At 36.3% G+C, this 19522-nt stretch carries 15 protein-coding genes; 2 read left to right on the top strand and 13 right to left on the bottom strand.

The window, feature by feature from the left end; all coding sequences use genetic code 11:
- Positions 1–319 precede the first annotated feature (319 nt).
- Complete coding sequence (locus tag ABC346_RS07620) at positions 320–1933, top strand: BCCT family transporter (protein ID WP_413236529.1); 1614 nt, start codon at positions 320–322, stop codon at positions 1931–1933.
- 105 nt (positions 1934–2038) lie between these two features.
- Here ABC346_RS07620 and ABC346_RS07625 read toward each other — a convergent pair whose 3' ends face one another.
- From ABC346_RS07625 to ABC346_RS07645, 5 genes are all read right to left on the bottom strand, one after another.
- Complete coding sequence (locus ABC346_RS07625; RefSeq protein ID WP_413234284.1) at positions 2039–2869, bottom strand: carbohydrate ABC transporter permease; 831 nt, start codon at positions 2867–2869, stop codon at positions 2039–2041.
- Entirely contained in the window at positions 2869–3765 is an 897-nt protein-coding gene (locus ABC346_RS07630; RefSeq protein ID WP_413234285.1) for a carbohydrate ABC transporter permease, read from the bottom strand. Before ABC346_RS07630 ends, ABC346_RS07625 begins: the two co-directional genes overlap by 1 nt.
- 48 nt (positions 3766–3813) lie before the next feature.
- On the bottom strand, positions 3814–5100 hold the full coding sequence (locus tag ABC346_RS07635; protein WP_413234286.1) for an ABC transporter substrate-binding protein: 1287 nt from the start codon (positions 5098–5100) through the stop codon (positions 3814–3816).
- Between the two features lie 317 nt (positions 5101–5417).
- On the bottom strand, positions 5418–6716 hold the full coding sequence (melA, locus tag ABC346_RS07640) for an alpha-glucosidase/alpha-galactosidase (protein ID WP_413234287.1): 1299 nt from the start codon (positions 6714–6716) through the stop codon (positions 5418–5420).
- A gap of 186 nt (positions 6717–6902) precedes the next feature.
- Positions 6903–7787: an AraC family transcriptional regulator gene (locus ABC346_RS07645; RefSeq protein WP_413234288.1), complete on the bottom strand. Its 885-nt coding sequence runs from the start codon at positions 7785–7787 to the stop codon at positions 6903–6905.
- A 268-nt stretch (positions 7788–8055) separates the two neighbouring features.
- On the opposite strand from ABC346_RS07645, the gene ABC346_RS07650 reads away from it, so the two are divergent.
- Positions 8056–8907: a glycerophosphodiester phosphodiesterase gene (locus tag ABC346_RS07650; protein WP_413234289.1), complete on the top strand. Its 852-nt coding sequence runs from the start codon at positions 8056–8058 to the stop codon at positions 8905–8907.
- A 483-nt stretch (positions 8908–9390) separates the two neighbouring features.
- On the opposite strand, the gene ABC346_RS07655 is transcribed toward ABC346_RS07650, so the two are convergent.
- From ABC346_RS07655 to ABC346_RS07690, 8 genes are all read right to left on the bottom strand, one after another.
- Entirely contained in the window at positions 9391–10722 is a 1332-nt protein-coding gene (locus tag ABC346_RS07655) for a (Fe-S)-binding protein (RefSeq protein WP_413234290.1), read from the bottom strand.
- Positions 10723–10725: 3 nt separating this feature from the next.
- Positions 10726–12126 (bottom strand): glycolate oxidase subunit GlcD, encoded by a 1401-nt coding sequence (glcD, locus tag ABC346_RS07660; protein WP_413234291.1) that lies wholly within the window; start codon positions 12124–12126, stop codon positions 10726–10728.
- 73 nt (positions 12127–12199) lie between these two features.
- Positions 12200–13342, bottom strand: coding sequence for a CdaR family transcriptional regulator (locus ABC346_RS07665; RefSeq protein ID WP_413234292.1), 1143 nt, complete (start codon positions 13340–13342; stop codon positions 12200–12202).
- A 199-nt stretch (positions 13343–13541) separates the two neighbouring features.
- On the bottom strand, positions 13542–14684 hold the full coding sequence (locus ABC346_RS07670) for a M24 family metallopeptidase (RefSeq protein ID WP_413234293.1): 1143 nt from the start codon (positions 14682–14684) through the stop codon (positions 13542–13544).
- Entirely contained in the window at positions 14668–16095 is a 1428-nt protein-coding gene (locus tag ABC346_RS07675) for a sodium:solute symporter family protein (protein ID WP_413234294.1), read from the bottom strand. Before ABC346_RS07675 ends, ABC346_RS07670 begins: the two co-directional genes overlap by 17 nt.
- A 298-nt stretch (positions 16096–16393) precedes the next feature.
- Complete coding sequence (locus tag ABC346_RS07680; protein WP_413234295.1) at positions 16394–17560, bottom strand: 2-methylaconitate cis-trans isomerase PrpF family protein; 1167 nt, start codon at positions 17558–17560, stop codon at positions 16394–16396.
- Between the two features lie 17 nt (positions 17561–17577).
- A complete protein-coding gene (locus ABC346_RS07685; RefSeq protein WP_413234296.1) occupies positions 17578–18021 on the bottom strand; it encodes a hypothetical protein in 444 nt (147 codons plus the stop codon).
- Position 18022: 1 nt separating this feature from the next.
- Complete coding sequence (locus tag ABC346_RS07690) at positions 18023–19507, bottom strand: tripartite tricarboxylate transporter permease (RefSeq protein ID WP_413234297.1); 1485 nt, start codon at positions 19505–19507, stop codon at positions 18023–18025.
- Positions 19508–19522: the final 15 nt, after the last annotated feature.

The following is a 19522-nucleotide window of genomic DNA, read 5'->3' on the forward strand; positions in this document are numbered from 1 at the left end:
AAATAAAAAATAACTCGAATTATTTGAGACAATTTTTTGGTTATATTTTCTCAATTAGGACAAACTGAACATACCATGTATCTATTTCGTATTACTACAAAATTTGATATGTTTATTGTTTCTGAAATAGGGAAATGGAAGCAAGTACACAGATGAAAGCGCGACTAAAGGTGGATATTGACAGCACTCATCAAATAATAATTTAGCGATTACTCTTTAAAACACAGAAGAAGTAGTAATCAAACAGAAGTATTTTACATGTATTCTGTTTATGTTATACTACAAGAGTTTTGACAAAGAAAGATAAGGAGGTCATATTATCAAATCAATTACACCTGTTTTTTGGGTTTCTATGGCATTAGTATCTGTATTTATTATATGGGGAGCTTTTTTCCCTGCAAATGTAGAGTATGTTTTAGGCATTGTTGATACCTATATTTCGAATACGTTTGGCTGGTTTTACTTATTAGTTACTACAGGGTTTGTTTTGGTTGCCATATTTCTTATTTTTGGGCCATATGGAAAAATCAAACTTGGTAAACCTGACGATAAACCAGATTATAGTTATTTTACTTGGTTTGCGTTTTTATTTACCGCTGGTATGGGTGTTGGACTGGTATTCTATGGAGTAACAGAACCAGTAACACATTATTATTCACCACCTTCAGCGGAACCTGAAACGATTGCGGCTGCAGAACAATCAATGCAGTACACCTTATTTCATTGGGGACTTCATCCATGGGCTACATATGCTGTGCTGGCATTGGCATTGGCTTACTTTAAATTCCGCCACCGCGCACCTGCTTTAATTAGTTCCACTTTTGCACCACTATTTGGCGATCGTGTTAAGGGTCCCCTGGGAATTGCCATTGATACATTAGCAGTTTTTGCTACTGTATTTGGTATTGCAACATCTCTCGGACTTGGTGCGACACAAATTACAGCTGGTTTGAGCTTTTCATTTGATGGAATTGAAAACAACCTGACAACAAATTTAATTGTCATTTTGATTGTCACTATATTATTCATTCTTTCTGCAACTACAGGTATCAATAAAGGAATCCGATACTTGAGTTGGATAAATGTTGTTCTTGCTATCGCATTAATGGCATTTGTATTTGTTCTTGGCTCTTCTGTACAAATGATTGAGTCATTTACAACTACTATTGGTAATTATGTTCAAAATCTACCATCAATGACTTTAAATATGAATGCATTTACCGGTGAAAGAGAGTTTTTGAACGCATGGACACTCTTTTATTGGGCATGGTGGATTGGCTGGTCACCATTTGTTGGAACCTTTATTGCAAGGGTTTCTAGAGGTAGAGCAATTCGTGAATTTGTTATTGGGGTAACTGCTGTACCAGTAATATTTAGTGCCTTATGGTTCTCTGTTTTTGGTGTTGCAGGATTAGAAATGGATGCCGCTCAAGGAGGAGTAATCCATCAGTTAATGAATGAACTAGGAAATGAAGTAGCATTATTTGCATTTCTTGAGTCACAACCAATGGCAGCTGTGGTTATTGGTGTGGCAGTACTCTTGATTGCTTCCTTCTTCATTACTTCTGCCGATTCCGGTACATTTGTGCTAAGTATGCTGACTACAGGAGGGCAATTAAATCCAGGTATGGGAATTAAGGCTATTTGGGGTATTATCTTAGCTGCAATTGCTGCCGTTCTATTGTGGTCCGGTGGGCTCTCAGCTCTCGAAATGGCTATGCTGATTTCTGCATTCCCATTTGGAATCTTAATGGTTCTTATGTGTATTTCGCTTATCAAGGCATTGAGAAGTGAACATGACATTTTAATGATAGAGTATAGACAGCGTCAGCATGATCCTAAGTTTAGGGAAAAGCAGCAGAAAGAACTTAAAAAAATGCGTGAAGGATTTGAGGAAACACTTCCTGACGCTACAGAAGATAGAGATCTATAAAGTAAAAAAACTGTCCAGATAGGAGAATTCTCCGAACCTGGACAGTTTTTTTCTCGATAAACAACTTTTCTTTAATACGTCAAGAAGATGCTTTCTATACATGGCCTATCCCTTAACAGATCCAGCTGCAAGTCCGTTGACAAAGTGTTTTTGCAAGAGGAGGAAGAGAATAGCCATCGGTAATGTTGCAATAATCGCCGCCGCAGCTACTAAATTAATATTATTAGCATTTTCTCCAAAGAATCTAGATAGTGCAACTGTCATTGTCTGTACGGATTCGTCTTGAAGGAAAAAGATTGCAAATTGATAGTCGTTCCAAATATATACACAAGCAATAATGAGAATAGAAGCAGTTACCGGTTTTAATAAAGGAAAGACTATCTGGAAAAAAATTCGAAACGTTCCCGCACCATCTATTCTAGCTGCTTCTTCCAGGGATTTGGGAATCGTCGAGCGAATAAATCCTGCATATAAAAAGATAGTAAGTGGTAGATAGGAAGCAACATTATTAAAGATGGCTACTTCATGTGTATTCATTAAGCCAATATTTACCACTAACTGATATAATGGTACTAACGCAGCAAGTGGTGGGACGACCATAATGGCGATAAAGAACATAAACATAAATCGATTAAGCTTTGTTTGCCTTCTTGCCAGTGGATAAGCGGCAAGTGATCCAATAACAATTAATAAAATAGCTGCAAAAAAAGTTATTATACCAGTGTTTAATAAAGCATTTCCCAAATTCGCTACTTGCCAAGCTTCTGTGAAGTTAGACCAGCTAAATTCTGTTGGGAAAACCCATTTTGAACTGAAATCACTTTTTGTTTTTAGCGCTGTCGTAATTAATATATAGAAAGGAAGAAAATGAAGCACTGCAATAATGATAGCGAAAGTGGATAATGTAATTTTTCGTTTACTTGAAATATAATCCATTATGCTTCAACCTCCTTACGTTTAAAGTAGATAAGTGCTAACAAGCTCAGTATTAAAATAATCACCATCATCAATACACCTTGTGTCGCGGCATACCCTGCATCTTCTCTTGTAAAATATAAATCGTACATAAACGTAGACATCGATTGCGAAGAGTTGCCTGGTCCACCACCAGTTAGCGAGATAATCACGTCAAATAGTTTTAAACCACCAATGATATTGATTACTATATTAATCGTAACCGCTGGCATCAATAGTGGAAGTGTAATATTTTTGAATTTCTGGAGAGCAGATGCCCCATCGATATTTGCTGCTTCATAATAATCTCTGTGGACACTTTGTAAACCAGCTAAATATATAATCATTGCGACACCAACGAATTGAAAAGTGTTTACGAATACGATGATCCAAATGTTGATATCCACATTTCCTAAGATATTTACTCTGTCTAATCCTAATACCAAGAGAACATCATTTAGCGCACCGCCTTGATAGGAAAAGAAGAAGTACCAAATATACCCCATAATTAATGGGCTGATAATAACTGGTAAATAGATGATTGTTCTGGTAATACGTTTGAATTTAATGCTTTGATTAAGTAAAAGCGCATAACCTAGACCGATGATATTTTGAAATAGGGTACTGCCTATTCCGTAAATTAAAGTGTTACGAACAATCGTCCAAGTATCTGGATCAGTAAGCATCCGTGTATATTGTCTAAAACCTACATAGTCATATGTTTGAGAAAAGCCATTCCAGTTTGTAAATGAAATGCGAATACCATTTAAAAATGGGTAAACGATAAAAAAACAAACAAACAGGAGAGCTGGTAAGTACATCCACCAAAGGGATGAGTTGCGCGCGATACGTGCGGGCTTCTTTACGCCTACTGCCATTTTCATTCAACTCCTATAGAAAATTATTCTGAGGATAATCTTAAGGGTTTAATCGAATCCTGCTTGTTCAAATAATCGTAAATATTCACTTTTCATTTTTTGTGACACACCTTCTGGAGAAAGTACCCCAGATAATAATTCTTGGCCGCTCATTCCCATTGGTTTCCACATACCGTTTGGTAAATAAATCCGATCGAAATAAGGCTCTACAACTATATCTTCATATTGATCAAAGTATGGTTGATAATAGATGTCGGCTTTTGTGTTGGTAAGTCCCGCAGATAAAGAGGTTCCTTCTGCAACAGCTTTTACATTTTCCGGTCTAGAGAGAAATTCAAGAAATGCTTTTGCTTCTTCGGGATGTGGTGTATCTTTCCAAATAGCAAGTGTATGTCGTTCTCCACCAATCCAACTTGGACTGTCTCCTTCGTGAATAGCTGGTACAGGCATAACGCCTAGTTCGATATCAGGATTCAATTCCTTAATGACATTTATGGGTACGGTACGCATCACAAAGGCAATTTTTCCTTGCGCAATGAGTTGATTTTGTTCATAAGGTCTAGCTGTTAATACATCGATATTAAGTAGATCTTTCTCATACATTTCCAGCAGTTTTTCTGATAAGAAATTATAAGGTTCCCAATCAAAAGTACCGTTCAATAGCTCATCACTATAGTCATGTTCAGGGTGAGTGATGAGTAGGGGAGTAGCGAACTGATCATAGTACTGGCCAAAGGAAGTCGTAGTAGAACCATCGAACCAAAATGGTGCGATTTCTCTATCACTTTTTTCTTTTATTGTTTCTAAAGCTTGCATGAAAGCTTCAAATGTTTCTGGTACTTCAATGTTATAGTCTTCTAGAATTTGTTTATTATAAGTTAATCCATCCATTGCTTGATTAAGTGGATAAGCATAGACTTTACCATCTTCATCCATAAAGATTTGTTCTAATGTCGGATCAAGATGTTCAACCCATCCCATTTCTCTTAAGTCCATCGTGTATTCACCATATCGATTTTGTGCCCATCCATGTGTATCAAATAAATCTGGAAGGTCGTTGGCAGCCATTCGAATCCGTAATTGACTTTCGTAGTCTTGACCGGGAAGATTCAAATTGATACGAATATTTGGGTTTTCTTCTTCAAAGTCGTTTACTACTTTCTTGACTGCATTTTGCTCTGCTTCATTGGATACAGTTGAATAGACAGATAATGTTACCTGATTACCAGTACTTTCATTATCCTTTGAGCTGACTTCTGTTTCATTTTCCGTACAGCCTGCAAGGGTTATAGCTGATAGTATTACAATTAAAAAAGCTTTGAAACATAATCGCATAAGGATACTCCTTTTCGTTAGAAGTTTGACAGTCAACAAATTAAACCGCTTCCAATTTTGAACTATACTTTCGTAAAGACTTATACTTTTTATAAGACGAGAGGTTATGAGGAAATCATTAAATGTTACTCTTCAAAGCCGATGGATAGTGGTAATTAGCTTAAAAATTTACGGAGACTCCTGTGAGATAAAGGGCTAGGCGAGACCCCTGATGCATGAGCAACCCGGAGGACCCTAAAGCCCCCAAATGATGACTGGAGTATATTTCTGAAACGCTTTTAGTAACCAATTCAATTAGTCTCCTAGTCTCCCATCTATTACTGGTATGCAGGTAGCCAATCTCCATGTGCTTCGATTAAATCATCACATAAAGAAATAATGTCATCCATGGATAATTCTGCAGATGTGTGTGGATCGAGCATGGCAGCTTGATAAATTGTCTCCTTTTTCCTTGTTAAAGCAGCTTCAATGGTTAATAACTGCGTATTAATATTTGTCCTGTTTAAAGCAGCTAACTGCTCCGGTAAATCACCAACATAGGTTGGGGAAATACCACTAGCGTCAACCAGACAAGGGACTTCGACAACGGCATTTTCAGGTAAATTATTAATTAATCGTCCTGTATTTAATACATTACCGCCAATCTTAAATGGATTATTTGTTTCCATCGCTTCGATAATGTATGAACCATATTCATGCGAACGCTCATGATTTAATTCTTGATTATTCACTATATCTTCACGCATCTGTTTCCATCCCTCAATTTGATTAATGCAACGGCGAGGGTATTCATCTAAGGGGATATTAAAACGATCAACTAATTCAGGGTAATTCCTCTTAATAAAATATGGATGATATTCCGCATTATGCTCAGAAGATTCTGTAATATAATAGCCGAATTTATCCATCAGTTCAAAACGAACCATATCATCGTGCTTTTCTTTCTGTTTTTGTTTAGCTCGTTTCTTTATTTCAGGATAAATGTCTTCTCCATTACGGGTAATCTCTAAAAGCCAAGCCATATGGTTGATACCAGCGATTTTATATTGGATATTATCCGTTGGCATCTCTAATGATTTTAGTAAATCACTTGCACATACCTGAACGCTATGGCAAAGTCCGACAGTTTTGATTCCTTCTTTTAACATCACATTTGTTAGGGTAGCCATAGGGTTTGTATAGTTAAGGAACCATGCATCTGGACATACTTCTTTTATGTCTTTAGCAAATTCCTGCATTACTGGAATCGTTCGTAAGTTGCGGAAAATACCACCGATACCAATCGTGTCAGCAATGGTTTGGCGCAGACCGTATTTTTTCGGGATTTCAAAGTCGGTAATCGTGCATGGATCATAGCCACCTACTTGAATCGCATTGATAACATATTTTGCCCCGCGAAGTGCCTCTTTACGGTCTTGATATGCTTTAATCGTTACGGTAGAATTCATGTTTGCCTTCATGTTATTTAACATCATCTCTGAATCTTGCAGTCGTTCCTGGTTAATATCGAACAAAGCAAATTCGAAATCTTGTAAAGCTTCTACTGTCATGCAATCACCTAAAACATTTTTCGTAAAAACAGTAGAGCCTGCACCTAGAAATGTTATTTTAGACATTACTTATACCTCCTGAAATATTCTCCTATTTACGATCTTTAGTAGTCCACATTTTTTGAAGTGGCAGCATTAAGACCTGTTAACATAGGGGAGAAAATTGCTATTTATTGAATACATCATAATATGGTTTGGATGCGCTTTCAATCGTAAATATTTTTGTTATGAGTAAAATATTGCTCTTTGGTTTTAGTCGATAAATAAATGGTCGACGGGCATAACACAGGTACTTTTTCGATATTCACTAGGAGTCTCACCAACCATTTGTTTAAAAACTTTACTAAAATAATTGCTTGATGCATATCCAACTTCTCTTGAAATTTCTTCGATTGTTTTTTCTTCTATTAATAGTAGTTGCAGAGCTTGTTTCACCCTCATATTATTGAGATAGTGAATCGGTGTATCGTTCATTGATTTAACAAATCGACGCGTGAAATGATATTTTGACAATCCTGATTCACCGACAATATCATCCAGCGTAAGATCTTCTTGAAAATTTTCTTTCATGTATTGGACTGCTCTTAAAATAGGTGGAGGCGCATCTGTTGCATTTTGGATTCCATATTCTACAAATTCTAGACATTCCATAATAAATGAATATGCACACGAGGAGGCTTCATAGCCATGATTGATACCTGTCGTTTCTATTTTTTCTAAAGTTTTTAGAATGTGTCTTACCGGACCTGCATGAATCGGTAATTGAAAGATGTGTCCATGTTTTCTTGTAATCTCGGAATAATATTTTTGTGCTTCATTACCGTACATAGTGAAAAATATAAACTCCCATTCTGTAGAGTCATCAGGAAAGTAATAACAATGATCACTTGGAATGTCTATAAAGAATGCTGTTCCTTTTTCTAATTGATGCGTTGTTTCACCAATACGAATAGCGCCTTTTCCCTTTAAGGTGTATTGAAAGACAATAACGTTCTTTTCACCTCTAGTTAGGCCATCCCAATAATAGCTAGAATCCTGTCGTAGCTCATATCCTATCGCGTGCAAGCCTGCTACATTCCTTTGATAATCTCCTTTAAATCGAAATCCATATGAATTATGCTTGGAGTACTTTTGCACATGAATACCTCCTTATAAAAACGTTATTATTCCTTCTAAATATTTATGTAAAGCTGAGAACTGAAAAGAAGAATACTTCAATAGCAGTATCAGTTTATATACAAAAGTTGTCAACTTGATGATGTAAAAAATCAAAAACATAGTTCAAAACGATTAGTAAGTGGGTCTTTTTTATGGGAAATCCTTACAATTACTTATCATACAATTCACTTTCCTTTAATAGTCATTGATTATAATGAAAACCAAATATAGGAAAAGGAGTGATTTCATGTTTCAAAAGATTGTTTTTATTGGATTAGTAGCAATTATTTTCATGTCTGTATTTACTTCACCAGTCTTAGCGTCCAATGCAGAAACTAAGGCAAGTCCGCATCACAAAAAAGTGGTAAACGTAGCACATCGAGGTGCGTCTGGCCATGCTCCAGAGAACACTATCGCAGCATTTGATAAGGCATTACGAATGAAATCTGACTTTATCGAAATCGATGTACAAATGACAGCAGACGGTGAGGTAATTGCTATCCATGATACGACCGTCGATCGGACGACAGATGGATCTGGGGATGTTAGTGATTATACTTTAGAAGAGATTCAACAATTAGATGCGGGAAGCTGGTTTGGTGAAGAGTTCGCAGGGGAGCCTATTCCGACATTTGAAGAAATTCTGGATAAGTACCGTGGAAAAATTGGTATTTTAATAGAATTAAAGTCTCCTGAACTTTATCCAGGTATGGAAGAAAAAGTTGCTGAAGCCTTGAGGGAACGTAATATGGATAAACCAAGAAACGGTAAAATTATCATCCAGTCATTCAACCATGAATCCGTACAATTATCAAAGGAACTGTTACCTAGAATTCCACATGGTGTGCTTGCAGGCCTTACATGGGCAGATGTAACGGATGAAGAACTAGAAGAATTTGCTACATATGCCGACTATTTTAATCCGAATATGAATATTGTTACAGAAGAATTAGTTGATCGTGTTCATGATAAAGACTTGAAAATGTGGGCTTATACGGTGAGAACACAAGAACAGGCAGATCGCTTACTTGACCTAAGAGTAGATGGAATTATTACCGACTTCCCTGAATATGTACATAGACACCCGGGGAAGTGGTAGAGGAGTTAATGTAACAATTCTTCAAGGAGCTAGTTATGTTGCTGGCTCCTTTTAAATTTAGAGGATGGTCTAATACCCAAACACAGCTTGAGAAATCGCGAAAATGGTGGATAGGCGGACCGATAAACGAAAAAAACTTAAAAAATTTAAAGAAGTAGTGAATAGAGCTGTACTAAGAACCAAAATAGCATGAGAAATCGAAGAAAGTGGTGAATAGAGCGGGTTCTATAAACCAAAATAGCATGAGAAATCGAAGAAAGTAGTGAATAGAGCTGTTCTAAGAACCAAAATAGCATGAGAAATCAAAGAAAGTAGTGAATAGAGCTGTTCTAAGAACCAAAATAGCATGAGAAATCAAAGAAAGTAGTGAATAGAGCCGTTCTATAAACTAAAATAGCATGAGAAATATAAAAAAGTTGTAAATAGAACGAAACCCCAAACTGGTAGAATTAATTAAACAGTTTGGGTTTCAAATGTGTAAATTTATACACTTGTTCTTCGGTCCACAGCCTCAATCAACAGCTCAACAATGTGAACAGCACGCATTCTATCAGACAATCCTTCTCGTTCAATGCCTAATTTCATTTGCAGGAGGCATCCAGGATTGGTAGTCACGATGGTTGTTGCCGCGGTATCTTTCACTTGTTCCATTTTGTAATCCAAGTGTTTCATGGACAGTTCGGAATGAACGATATTATATATTCCGGCTGAGCCGCAACATCGTGCTGCATCGTTCATTTCTTCAAAATGAAGACCATCAATTGATTGCAATAGAAGTCTTGGCTCATCAAATGTCTTTTGTACATTTCGTAGATGGCACGAGTCTTGGTAAGTAACGACTTGTTTTGGCATTTGCAGTGGCATCAGATGGAAATCAAGTTCGACAAGAATCGCAGTGATATCTTTTATTTTTGAAGCAAAGTTTGCTGCTCGCTCTGACCACTCTGGATCATCGTGCAATAGATGACCATAATCATGGAGGAAAGCTCCGCATCCACCAGCATTTGTAATAATATAATCAGCACCGACTTCTTCAAATGCAGTTATGTTTTTCTTGGCTAGTTCTTTCGCTTTCTCTTTTTCTCCAGAGTGGCCATGTAATGCACCGCAACAGTTTTGTGTGTCTGGAACAGCGATGTCACATCCCACTTTTTGCAATAGCTCAATCGTTGCTTTATTCACTTCTCGAAACATAGTATCCATCAAGCAGCCTTTGAAAAATGCTACGGTCGCTTTTGGCTGACTTTTATGGACATAGTAGGTAGCTCGAGACCCCATTTCTTTTCGTGTTGGAGTGGATGGCAATACTTTTTCCATAGTAGCCAGTGTATCCGGAAATAGCTTCATAAATCCAATATTTCTTGCTACCTTTTGTAGGCCAGATCGCTGATAAAAGGTGAGAAGAGAGGTCATGTTTTCCATTCTGTTTTGATGTGGAAATAATCCTTCAAAGACAGTCTTTCTAATTACTTTTTCTGGAAGGGAATGTTGCTTGTTTTGATTGAAAATATCCCTTGCTTCCTCTAACAGCTGACCATAATTTACACCAGCAGGGCAGGCGGGTTCACAGGCTCTGCATCCAAGACATTCATTCAATGTTTGTTCAATATCTTCATCGGGTTCGATTTCTCCATCAACAATGCCTTTCATTAAAGCGATCCGTCCCCTAGGGGATTGTGTTTCGTCATACCCTGATTGGATATAGGTTGGACAAACGGGGAGACAGAATCCACAGCGCATACAATTTTCCAATTCATCTCTGTCCATCCGGTTCTGAAAGTCTTCTTGAATACGTTCTTTTACTAATGTATCCACGTTCTATTCTCCTTTCTCCTCTTCTTCGAAAAACATTTTTCCGGGATTCATAATATTATTGGGATCAAAACTTTGCTTGACACTCTTTAATGCTCGAATTCCTTCTTCGCCTAATTTCAATTTTAGAAATGGTGCTTTCATTGCGCCAACACCATGTTCACCAGTAATTGTCCCACCGAGCTCAACCGCTTTTTCAAATATCTCAGCAAAAGCTTGTTCAACGCGATGATATTCTTCTTTGTTTCGAACATCTGTTGGAACGGTGGGGTGAAGATTTCCATCTCCGGCATGACCAAATGTACATATTTTTACATTATATTTTTCCGCGATTCTATTAATCTCTTTTACCATTGGAGCTACTTGTGATCTTGGAACGGTCGCATCTTCTAAAAAGGTAGTTGGTCGTAAACGTGCAATCGTAGACAGTGCTGATCTACGTGCAGTCGTAAGAGCTGTTGCTTCTTGTTCATTTTTAGCAACGCTTACAGTTACCGCATTTAATTCCTTACATATTTCCGCTATTTTTTCTATATCCTTGTTTACTACTGATTCTGGACCATCTTGTTCAATTAATAAAATTGCTTTTGCATCGGTAGGTAGGCCAATTTGATTGTATTCTTCTACAACTTCAACGGTTGGCTGATCTAGAAACTCAAGAGTAGCAGGGATTATTCGGTTTTCGATAATTGCGGATACCGTCCTTGCAGCGTCATCGATATCTGCATACGTTGCAAGCATCGTTTTTTTATATTCTGGCATCGGTACCAATTTCAAAATAGCTTCTGTAACAATTCCGAGAGTTCCTTCAGAGCCAACAAATAATCGCGTTAAATCATATCCGGCTACATCTTTTGCGAGCTTTCCGCCCGTTTCAATAATGTCCCCATTAGGAAGAACAATTTTCAAACCTAGTACGTAATCTCTTGTTACACCGTATTTGAGCCCGCGCAACCCTCCAGAATTCTCATTGATATTTCCACCAATCGTAGAGATGTTCATCGAACTAGGATCTGGTGGATACAATAATCCTATTGCTTCTACTTTTTCGATTAAGTTTTTCGTAACTACTCCTGGCTGAACCGTTGCAGTTAGGTTTTGCTCATCAATTTCTAGGATGTTATTCATATGCTTAAAAAGTAAGACAACTCCACCTTTAAGAGGCGTTGTTCCAGCACTTAAATTTGTGCCTGACCCTCTAGGAGTCAGTGGTATTTTATGATCATTACAAATTTTTACGATTTCTGCGATTTCTTCTGAGTTATTTGGTGCCACTACGACGTCTGGAGTCTTTCGAAAACCCGGTGTGGCATCATAGCTGTAAGAATGAAGCGACATGCTCGATGTTTCTACATTTTTTTCTCCAACAATTTCTTTAAATCGTTCAATAATTGACTTATCTAACATAATTAATAACCTCCTATAGGCCTTTAACTATTACTTTAATTTATATAGTATAAATAAAAACACATAGAAAATTCTATGTGTTTTTATACGAAAAAGATGCTGGATTTTTAAAATTAGTTGTATGTTCATCTAAAAATGTAATAGCTAAATATAAATTCGTTAAGTCTTTAAAGCGTTTCGGGTCAAGACCTGTTAACTGGTCAATTCTTGATAATCGATAATGCAGTGTATTGATGTGGATGAATAATGCGTCAGCTGTTTTTTGTAGGGAAGATTCATTTTCTATGAACACGTGCAATGTATGAAGTAACTGTTTATGATCGATTAACATACCGATTGTTCTTTTAATGTATTCTTTTTTTGTACGATCAGAAATATCTTGCAGGCAAAGTTCCAATTGTAAATCAGTATGAAAAGATAGCTGGGTATCGACTGGGAAATAATTAATCGCAATAAGTGCCTCTTCGTAAGAACGATATAGGTCACCAGCCGTTGCCATATCTCCTACACCGATATGTAATTTAATAGGAAAGTTATTTTCACAAGATTTTTGTAATGCTTTCAAAAAGTCAGGTTTTATTTGCTCTTTCTTCGATGAAAGTGTATGCATCCAAAACAAGCGGTTGTCTCCCCAGCGAATAACAATATCCTTCTTTGGAATAAGATCCTTTAGATACTGCCATACCTGGTTTTGGAGAGTGGAGTTTATGTCATTTATTACTAAAATAATTACCTGTTTCGTCCCATCCAGTGTTATTCCTAGTGTTTCTGCTCTATCCAGTAATGAACGATCTACTTTTTTACTCCGAAGTAAATCAAATACAACATTCTCTACAGATCGATGTTCAAATTCAATCTGTTCATAATAATTATTCTCGTGAATCAATAGCTCGGTCATCTTCCGGACAATTTCCCCAAACGGCTTTACTTTTTCGATTTCTCCAGTAATGCCGATAACTCCTATAACGGATTTATTAAAAAAGAGGGGGAGGTTAATACCAGTTTTAACTCCTTTTAAGTCTATCGTTAAAGCTTCCGTAATCATGAGTGATTCTTTATTTTTGATAACCAACACGGATCCTTCGTGAAAATCACCAACACGCTCTGGGTTTGTACCAGCAATGATAATTCCATTAATATCACATATAATAATTTGTTCATCTATCATATCTTTGATTACGTTGATAATTTTGTCTGCAATGTGGTAGATGTTCATGATAAAGTACTCCTTTTATAACTTGGAATTCGGTTAAAACAACATTAATTATAGTTAATTATAACGTAATTACGCTGGATATATCTGTTAGACATATATATGTCTATCTTATTAATAGACATCTCAAGCAAAAAATAAAAAAACCAAAGTAAAAACAGCAGTAACCATCCAAGGCTATTGCTGTTTTATTTAGTGAAATTTATCTATTAAAAATTAAATTTTCTATTTCTCTAGGATATTCTGTGATTATTTCCGTTCCTTCATTGGTAAGGACAACAGTATCTGAGTGTCGGAATCCTCCAACACCAGGAATATATATTCCTGGCTCAATTGTAAAGATCATTCCTTCTTGTAAGACGAGATCATTATCAAAACGAAGGGAAGGTTCTTCATGGAGCCCAATTCCGATCCCATGACCAGTTCGATGAATACAATACTTTTCTAAATCGTATTGTTGAAAGATGTTTCTAGCCACTTCATCTACTTCCATAGCAGTAACTCCGACGGCTATTTTTTCCATTGCTACTAATTGTGCTTCGTATGCAGCTTTAAATGCGTCTAATTGTTTCTCAGTTGGTTTTCCTACAAAAAAAGTTCTTTCACATTCCGCTCGATACCCATTTAAAGCTACTTGTCTACTATGAACCACAATGTCATTATCTAAGAGCTTTCTAGTATTTGAAAACACATGTGGCATAATGCTTCTCTCTAATCCAGATGGTGACATAGCAAAATAATCAAGAGTAGCGTTTGGATAATTATCCATTTCTGCAAATAAGAGTTGTGTTCCGTGACGATCAAGCTCCATTTCGGTAATCCCTGATTGTGCATTTTCCAATGATTTACTTAAGGCTAAACTTACTAACTTTCCGGCCTCTTTTACCATTTCAATTTCTTCATCGCTCTTAATAAAGCGCATCTCCGCAATTTTATGATCTAAATTAACCAATTCAAATCCAGCTTCTTTTAGTATATTTACCATTTTCAAAGATAAGGATGAAAATTCCACTCCTACTCTCGTTCCATTCGGGTAATGAGAAATTACGGTTTCTAAGTAATCTAAGTAAGAGTTTTTGTTTTTGTCACCACCATATAGGTTTGTTTCATGGTAAATATAGAGTTCAGTTGCATCTGTTTTTTCTTTTGCATGATTTTCTTCTAATGAAGGGATAATTAAACTGAGATTCTTTGAATCAATCGCAAGAACAATTGGACGAGAGTAAGTAATTGCTTTTAATCCACTTAAATAGTATTGATTCTCAAAGTTCATAATGATAGATACATCAATGTTATTTTCTCCCATAATTGCCCTTAATTTTTCAACTCTACTTTTTGTTTGCAATTAAACCATCCTTTCTGTAGTCGACTAATTCTTGTTTTTTTGAGGTGAATAAAGTTACAACAATTAATACTAATATTGCTATAGGAATAGAAATCAGAGAACTATTAATACCAAATGGTGTATTTAAGAACTCCCATATTAATGTAGATGTAACACCAGCTAACATTGAAGAAATACCAGCTTGTTTTGTTACACGTTTCCATAAAAATACTCCTAGCAAAGCAGGTGTAATTCCCGCACCGTAGACGGTATAAGCATACATCTGAACGGTTAAGACAGTTGGGAAATAAGTAGTTAATAAATATGCAATTAATCCTAGTACTGGTATTAATAGTCTTGTAAAAACTAACTTCTGCTTATCCGTAGCTTGAGGATTAATGTATTTACCGTAAATATCATAAGTTATATTTGTTGCTGAAGATAATAAATAAGAATTTCCTGTAGTAACAATAAAAGAGGTAACTGCGGCTATTAATAAGCCACCAATTGCAGTTGGTAAAACTAATGAAGTTGATATCAATGCCATTCCCGGATCTAAGTCAGGAAAGTAGTATCTAGCAGAAAATGCCAGAAGTGCTACTAATGGGGTGGAGATTAACATTCCTATAATCCAACCGGAGATACCAAGTTTAGTTGTTTTATCACTACTAGATGCAGAAATTCTTTGATACATATTTTGGTCACCTAAAAGTAAAAATAATACAGGAATGTAGAATCCCATTACTTGAAGCAGAGATAGGTTACCAAATAAATCTAAGCTTTCTGTCTCTACGCTATTAACTAGTTGATCGAATCCTCCAATATCTCCTAAAATAACAGGAACCCCAATAATTAAGCCTAAAAAAATAATTAATGCACTTAACGTATCGGTTGGAGCGACAGACATTAATCCACCAATTGTTGCCAAGAAGATAATTAATACAGCCCCTATAATTGTTCCTGTCTCTACAGAGATACCGGTTGATACATGTAAAATAAATCCTAGCCCTTGATATTGATAAGAAACTATACCAACAAAGGCAAGCACAATAATGATTAACGAAAGGATTCTAGCAAAAGAACCATATTTAATCTCAAGTATTTCTGACACAGTATATTTTCCATAGTTTCGAATTTTAGCTGATATTAATAGCAGAATAGTAATACCAATTAAACTGGGGATAACATAACCAATTGCTGGCCATAAACCGTTTGAGTATGCGATGGAGTTTGGTCCACCTGTTACTGTTCCACTACCAACCCAAGTTGCGAGTAATGTCCCCATTAATACGATTGGCCCAAGAGATTTACCAGCAAGTATGAAATCCTCACTTGAGGATACTTTTTTTGAATAAAAAGCGCCCATTACTACGATAATTAATCCATATCCTATTACAAACCAAAGAAAACTATTGTTGTATTCTAACCCCAAGATTCCTATGCCTCCTTCATTCTATTTAAAGGTATAGCCAATTCTTAAAATTTACCTCCTTTCATCAAACGAGTAGAAAAACAATTGGTATAGAAATGTTAGTTTAAATATTAATATTTGTAAGGTGTATTGTCAATTTTCATTCTAATTGTAATTTTTAGGTATATTTAACTAACTTTATGTATAAATTAGTTGATTATCCTCCTCTTATTGTGAGATAGTTTTTCAGCTTCAAAGAAAAATAGTGGGTAAAATCATCTGTTGATGACCTTACTCACTAATCATAGTATGTCTCTTCTTATTTCTTCGTTATATTGGCTTCATCCCAAAACAGTTCTTTTGGTACGTAAGCATACCCTTCCATTAAGCGGCGTGCGGTTCTAGCTACTACTGTTTTTTTTAAAAGCACTCTCTCACCATCGTCATTAAGTGATATAAGGAAGTCCATCGTACCAGAGGGATGGCCGATATTAACTTCATCAGTAGTTGAGTTCTCACAGCAATCATATACTACTGTTCCTTTGAGCTTTGATGCAGTTGCTGTACAAAGACCGCCTGTAACAGGAAATGTTTTATGCATTTCTTGCATAGACATGGCTCGTGCAGTTAGATGAATAAGGTTCTTGTTTATTTTGTTACCGTGTAAATTTGAATATGTCTGAGCTTTTGAAACGATTATTATTTTTGGACTAGATGGGGTTACTATGGTCGCGTTATTAATATTACTTACAAAGTTTAGCTTTTTTGCAGCATTTGCTCGGATATTTTCGAGTTTCCGTAAAGTATCTTTAGATAGGTCAGAGGGGGATTCGGTACCTTTTAAGCCAACTTGTTCAGCAGTTATAAATACTACCGGTGCTGCAACATCTATAATACTAACTTCAAACTCTCCAGCTTCTGTTATTAATAATTCTTTACGTTTACCTGTAGGAAATAGTTTACCTGTTTTCGATCCATATGCATCTAAAAAGTTCAAGGAGATTTTTGCACCTTCTCCTGGTACACCATCAATCATATAATCCCCTGTTGATAGTGATTTACCAGAATCAACGGGAATTTTTGCCTCAATGATACAGTCTGTGTTTGTATTATATATCCTTACAATGGTATATGGTTCCTTCAAAGGAACTAACCCTTCATCAATGGCAAAGGGGCCAACTCCACTTAATATATTCCCGCAATTGGAGTTATAATCTATTTTTCCAGTACCAATTCCGACTTGCCCAAACGTATAATCAATGTCAGCGTCTGGTCTAGAAGATACGCTTACGATTGCTAATTTGCTTGTTAGAGCATCTGCACCACCAAGCCCATCAATTTGTCTTTTGTCTGTTCCGCCATAGATAGATAGAATAACCCGGTCTCTCATTTTAGGATCACTAGGTAACTCATTTTCTAAAATAAATACTCCTTTACTTGTACCACCACGTATGATTGCAGACCGTATTTTTTCATAATCTCGCATTATTCAACCTCCTTGTATTAAAAGCCAAGTAAATTTGTTGGCCAGTAAATATCGAGTGCAGAACTCAGTAATGTCACACCAAACAGAACGATTAATATAGAAATACTAGTTTGAAGATAGCTCATCCTTGATTCTATAGTGAGAAATAAAGCTAAGAATATTGCAGTTGCAAGCATTAGTCCACCAATATAAATCAAGATTAAATAGCCAATAACCCACCCAATGTAACGTAAGGGTTTTAGTAGGGAAATGTTAAATTGCTTTACGTTTTCTACTTTTTGTTTATAGACAATGTAAATCTGAGTAATCAAATAAATAAATGTTAATACTGAACCAGCAATAGATATATATAAAGGAAAGAATTGAGCTAGTTTACTAAATGTTATGGATTCAATAATGGCAAATGTGAATGTAATAAAGAGGAAGCCACTGAATATAAGATTAAGATACTCTTTGTTCATCTTAATTCATTCCTCCTTTCTCATAGCTATTGCTGAATCGCTTCATTATGGTACCTCCAGTTAAAAGCACGACGATAATAATAGCTATGGAGATAACTATAGGATTGGAAAGCCACTCCCAACCATACCTTTCAATTGAGATCCAATAATATCTCTCGGCAGGGAGAGCCAGTACAAAACCGATAAGAAGTGGGGGCCGTGGCCAATCTAATATGGTCATCACATAACCAAGCAAACCAATAAGGACAAAGATTATTAAGTCTCCCCAAGACATGTTACTTTGGTAAGCACCAAGAACAAGTAATACAAGAAGAAATGGTACAATCCTTTCTCCAGGTACAAAACTAATTTTAGATATTGGACGAACTAACATCATACATAGAAGCGCTCCGAATATATTTGCAAAAACCAAGGTCCAAACAATAGATAAGGTTACTGATAAATCAGTTGTTAGCATTTTAGGTCCTGCTTCTAATCCCATTAATGTTAAACCGCCAAGTAAAATTGCTGTTGTTCCACTTCCTGGGATACCGAATAAGAGTGTTGGTACTAAGGATCCACCTTCTTTTGCATTATTAGCACTTTCTGGAGCAATAACTCCTCGTATGTCTCCTTTCCCAAAATAATTGTTTTTTACTGTTTTTTGCCCGGCGCCATAAGCTAACCAATCAACTACACTACCTCCTAGACCCGGAATAAAACCAATAATTGCTCCCATTACGGCACTTCGGATTATTAGGAATTTATTTTTAAGTGCATCTAAGATTCCTTTGGTAATACCGCGTTGTAATTCGGAGTGTTTTGATATACTTCCTTTGTCAGTAAGCATAGTTATAAGGATAGGAAATGCAAATATAGCTATTGCAACTACAGGTAAAGAGACTCCTTGTGTTAAATATAGAGTATCGAAAGTATATCGATATTCTGGAACGGCAGGTGCGCTGCCAATGGAGCCAATAAGTAGCCCTAATATCCCTGAAATAATTCCTTTTAAAGGAGATTTTCCAGCTAGTAAACCTGCCATACTAAGTCCTAGCATGGTTAGCATAAAGAGTTCTGGAGAACTAAATGATGATATTAATGGTCTTGCAAATGGTATAGTTAGATAAAGTGCGATTCCACCAATTACGCCTCCTATCATTGAGCTAAAGAAGGCTGCTCCCATGGCACGAGAGGCTTCCCCTTTTTTGGAGAGAGGAAAACCGTCCATAATGGTTGCTTGAGAACCTGATGTTCCGGGTATTCCTAAAAGAATGGACGGAAAAGTATCACCGGTATGGATTACAGCAATCATTCCAATTAAAAGTGCCATCCCTACAAATGGATCTAGACCAAATACAAAAGGTAGCATCAGCGACATACCTACTGTACCGCTTAGTCCAGGTAATAACCCTACAATAACCCCAATAAAGATACCGATAAACATATATATTAGTCGTGAGGGGTCTAATACAATAAGTAATGCTTCTATTGCGCTCTCAATCATAATTTTGCTCCCCCT

Origin of the sequence: Oceanobacillus phoenicis (assembly GCF_047238145.1) — a bacterium.
Classification (GTDB): domain Bacteria; phylum Bacillota; class Bacilli; order Bacillales; family Amphibacillaceae; genus Oceanobacillus.

Excerpts from the sequence above, each read along its gene's own strand:
- ABC346_RS07665 (WP_413234292.1), bottom strand. The coding sequence starts at position 13,342 with ATGAACATCTACCACATTGCAGACAAAATTATCAACGTAATCAAAGAT.
- ABC346_RS07685 (WP_413234296.1), bottom strand. The coding sequence starts at position 18,021 with ATGAACAAAGAGTATCTTAATCTTATATTCAGTGGCTTCCTCTTTATT.
- ABC346_RS07680 (WP_413234295.1), bottom strand. The coding sequence starts at position 17,560 with ATGCGAGATTATGAAAAAATACGGTCTGCAATCATACGTGGTGGTACA.
- ABC346_RS07625 (WP_413234284.1), bottom strand. The coding sequence starts at position 2,869 with ATGGATTATATTTCAAGTAAACGAAAAATTACATTATCCACTTTCGCT.
- glcD (WP_413234291.1), bottom strand. The coding sequence starts at position 12,126 with ATGTTAGATAAGTCAATTATTGAACGATTTAAAGAAATTGTTGGAGAA.
- ABC346_RS07635 (WP_413234286.1), bottom strand. The coding sequence starts at position 5,100 with ATGCGATTATGTTTCAAAGCTTTTTTAATTGTAATACTATCAGCTATA.
- ABC346_RS07690 (WP_413234297.1), bottom strand. The coding sequence starts at position 19,507 with ATGATTGAGAGCGCAATAGAAGCATTACTTATTGTATTAGACCCCTCA.
- melA (WP_413234287.1), bottom strand. The coding sequence starts at position 6,716 with ATGTCTAAAATAACATTTCTAGGTGCAGGCTCTACTGTTTTTACGAAA.
- ABC346_RS07630 (WP_413234285.1), bottom strand. The coding sequence starts at position 3,765 with ATGGCAGTAGGCGTAAAGAAGCCCGCACGTATCGCGCGCAACTCATCC.
- ABC346_RS07650 (WP_413234289.1), top strand. The coding sequence starts at position 8,056 with ATGTTTCAAAAGATTGTTTTTATTGGATTAGTAGCAATTATTTTCATG.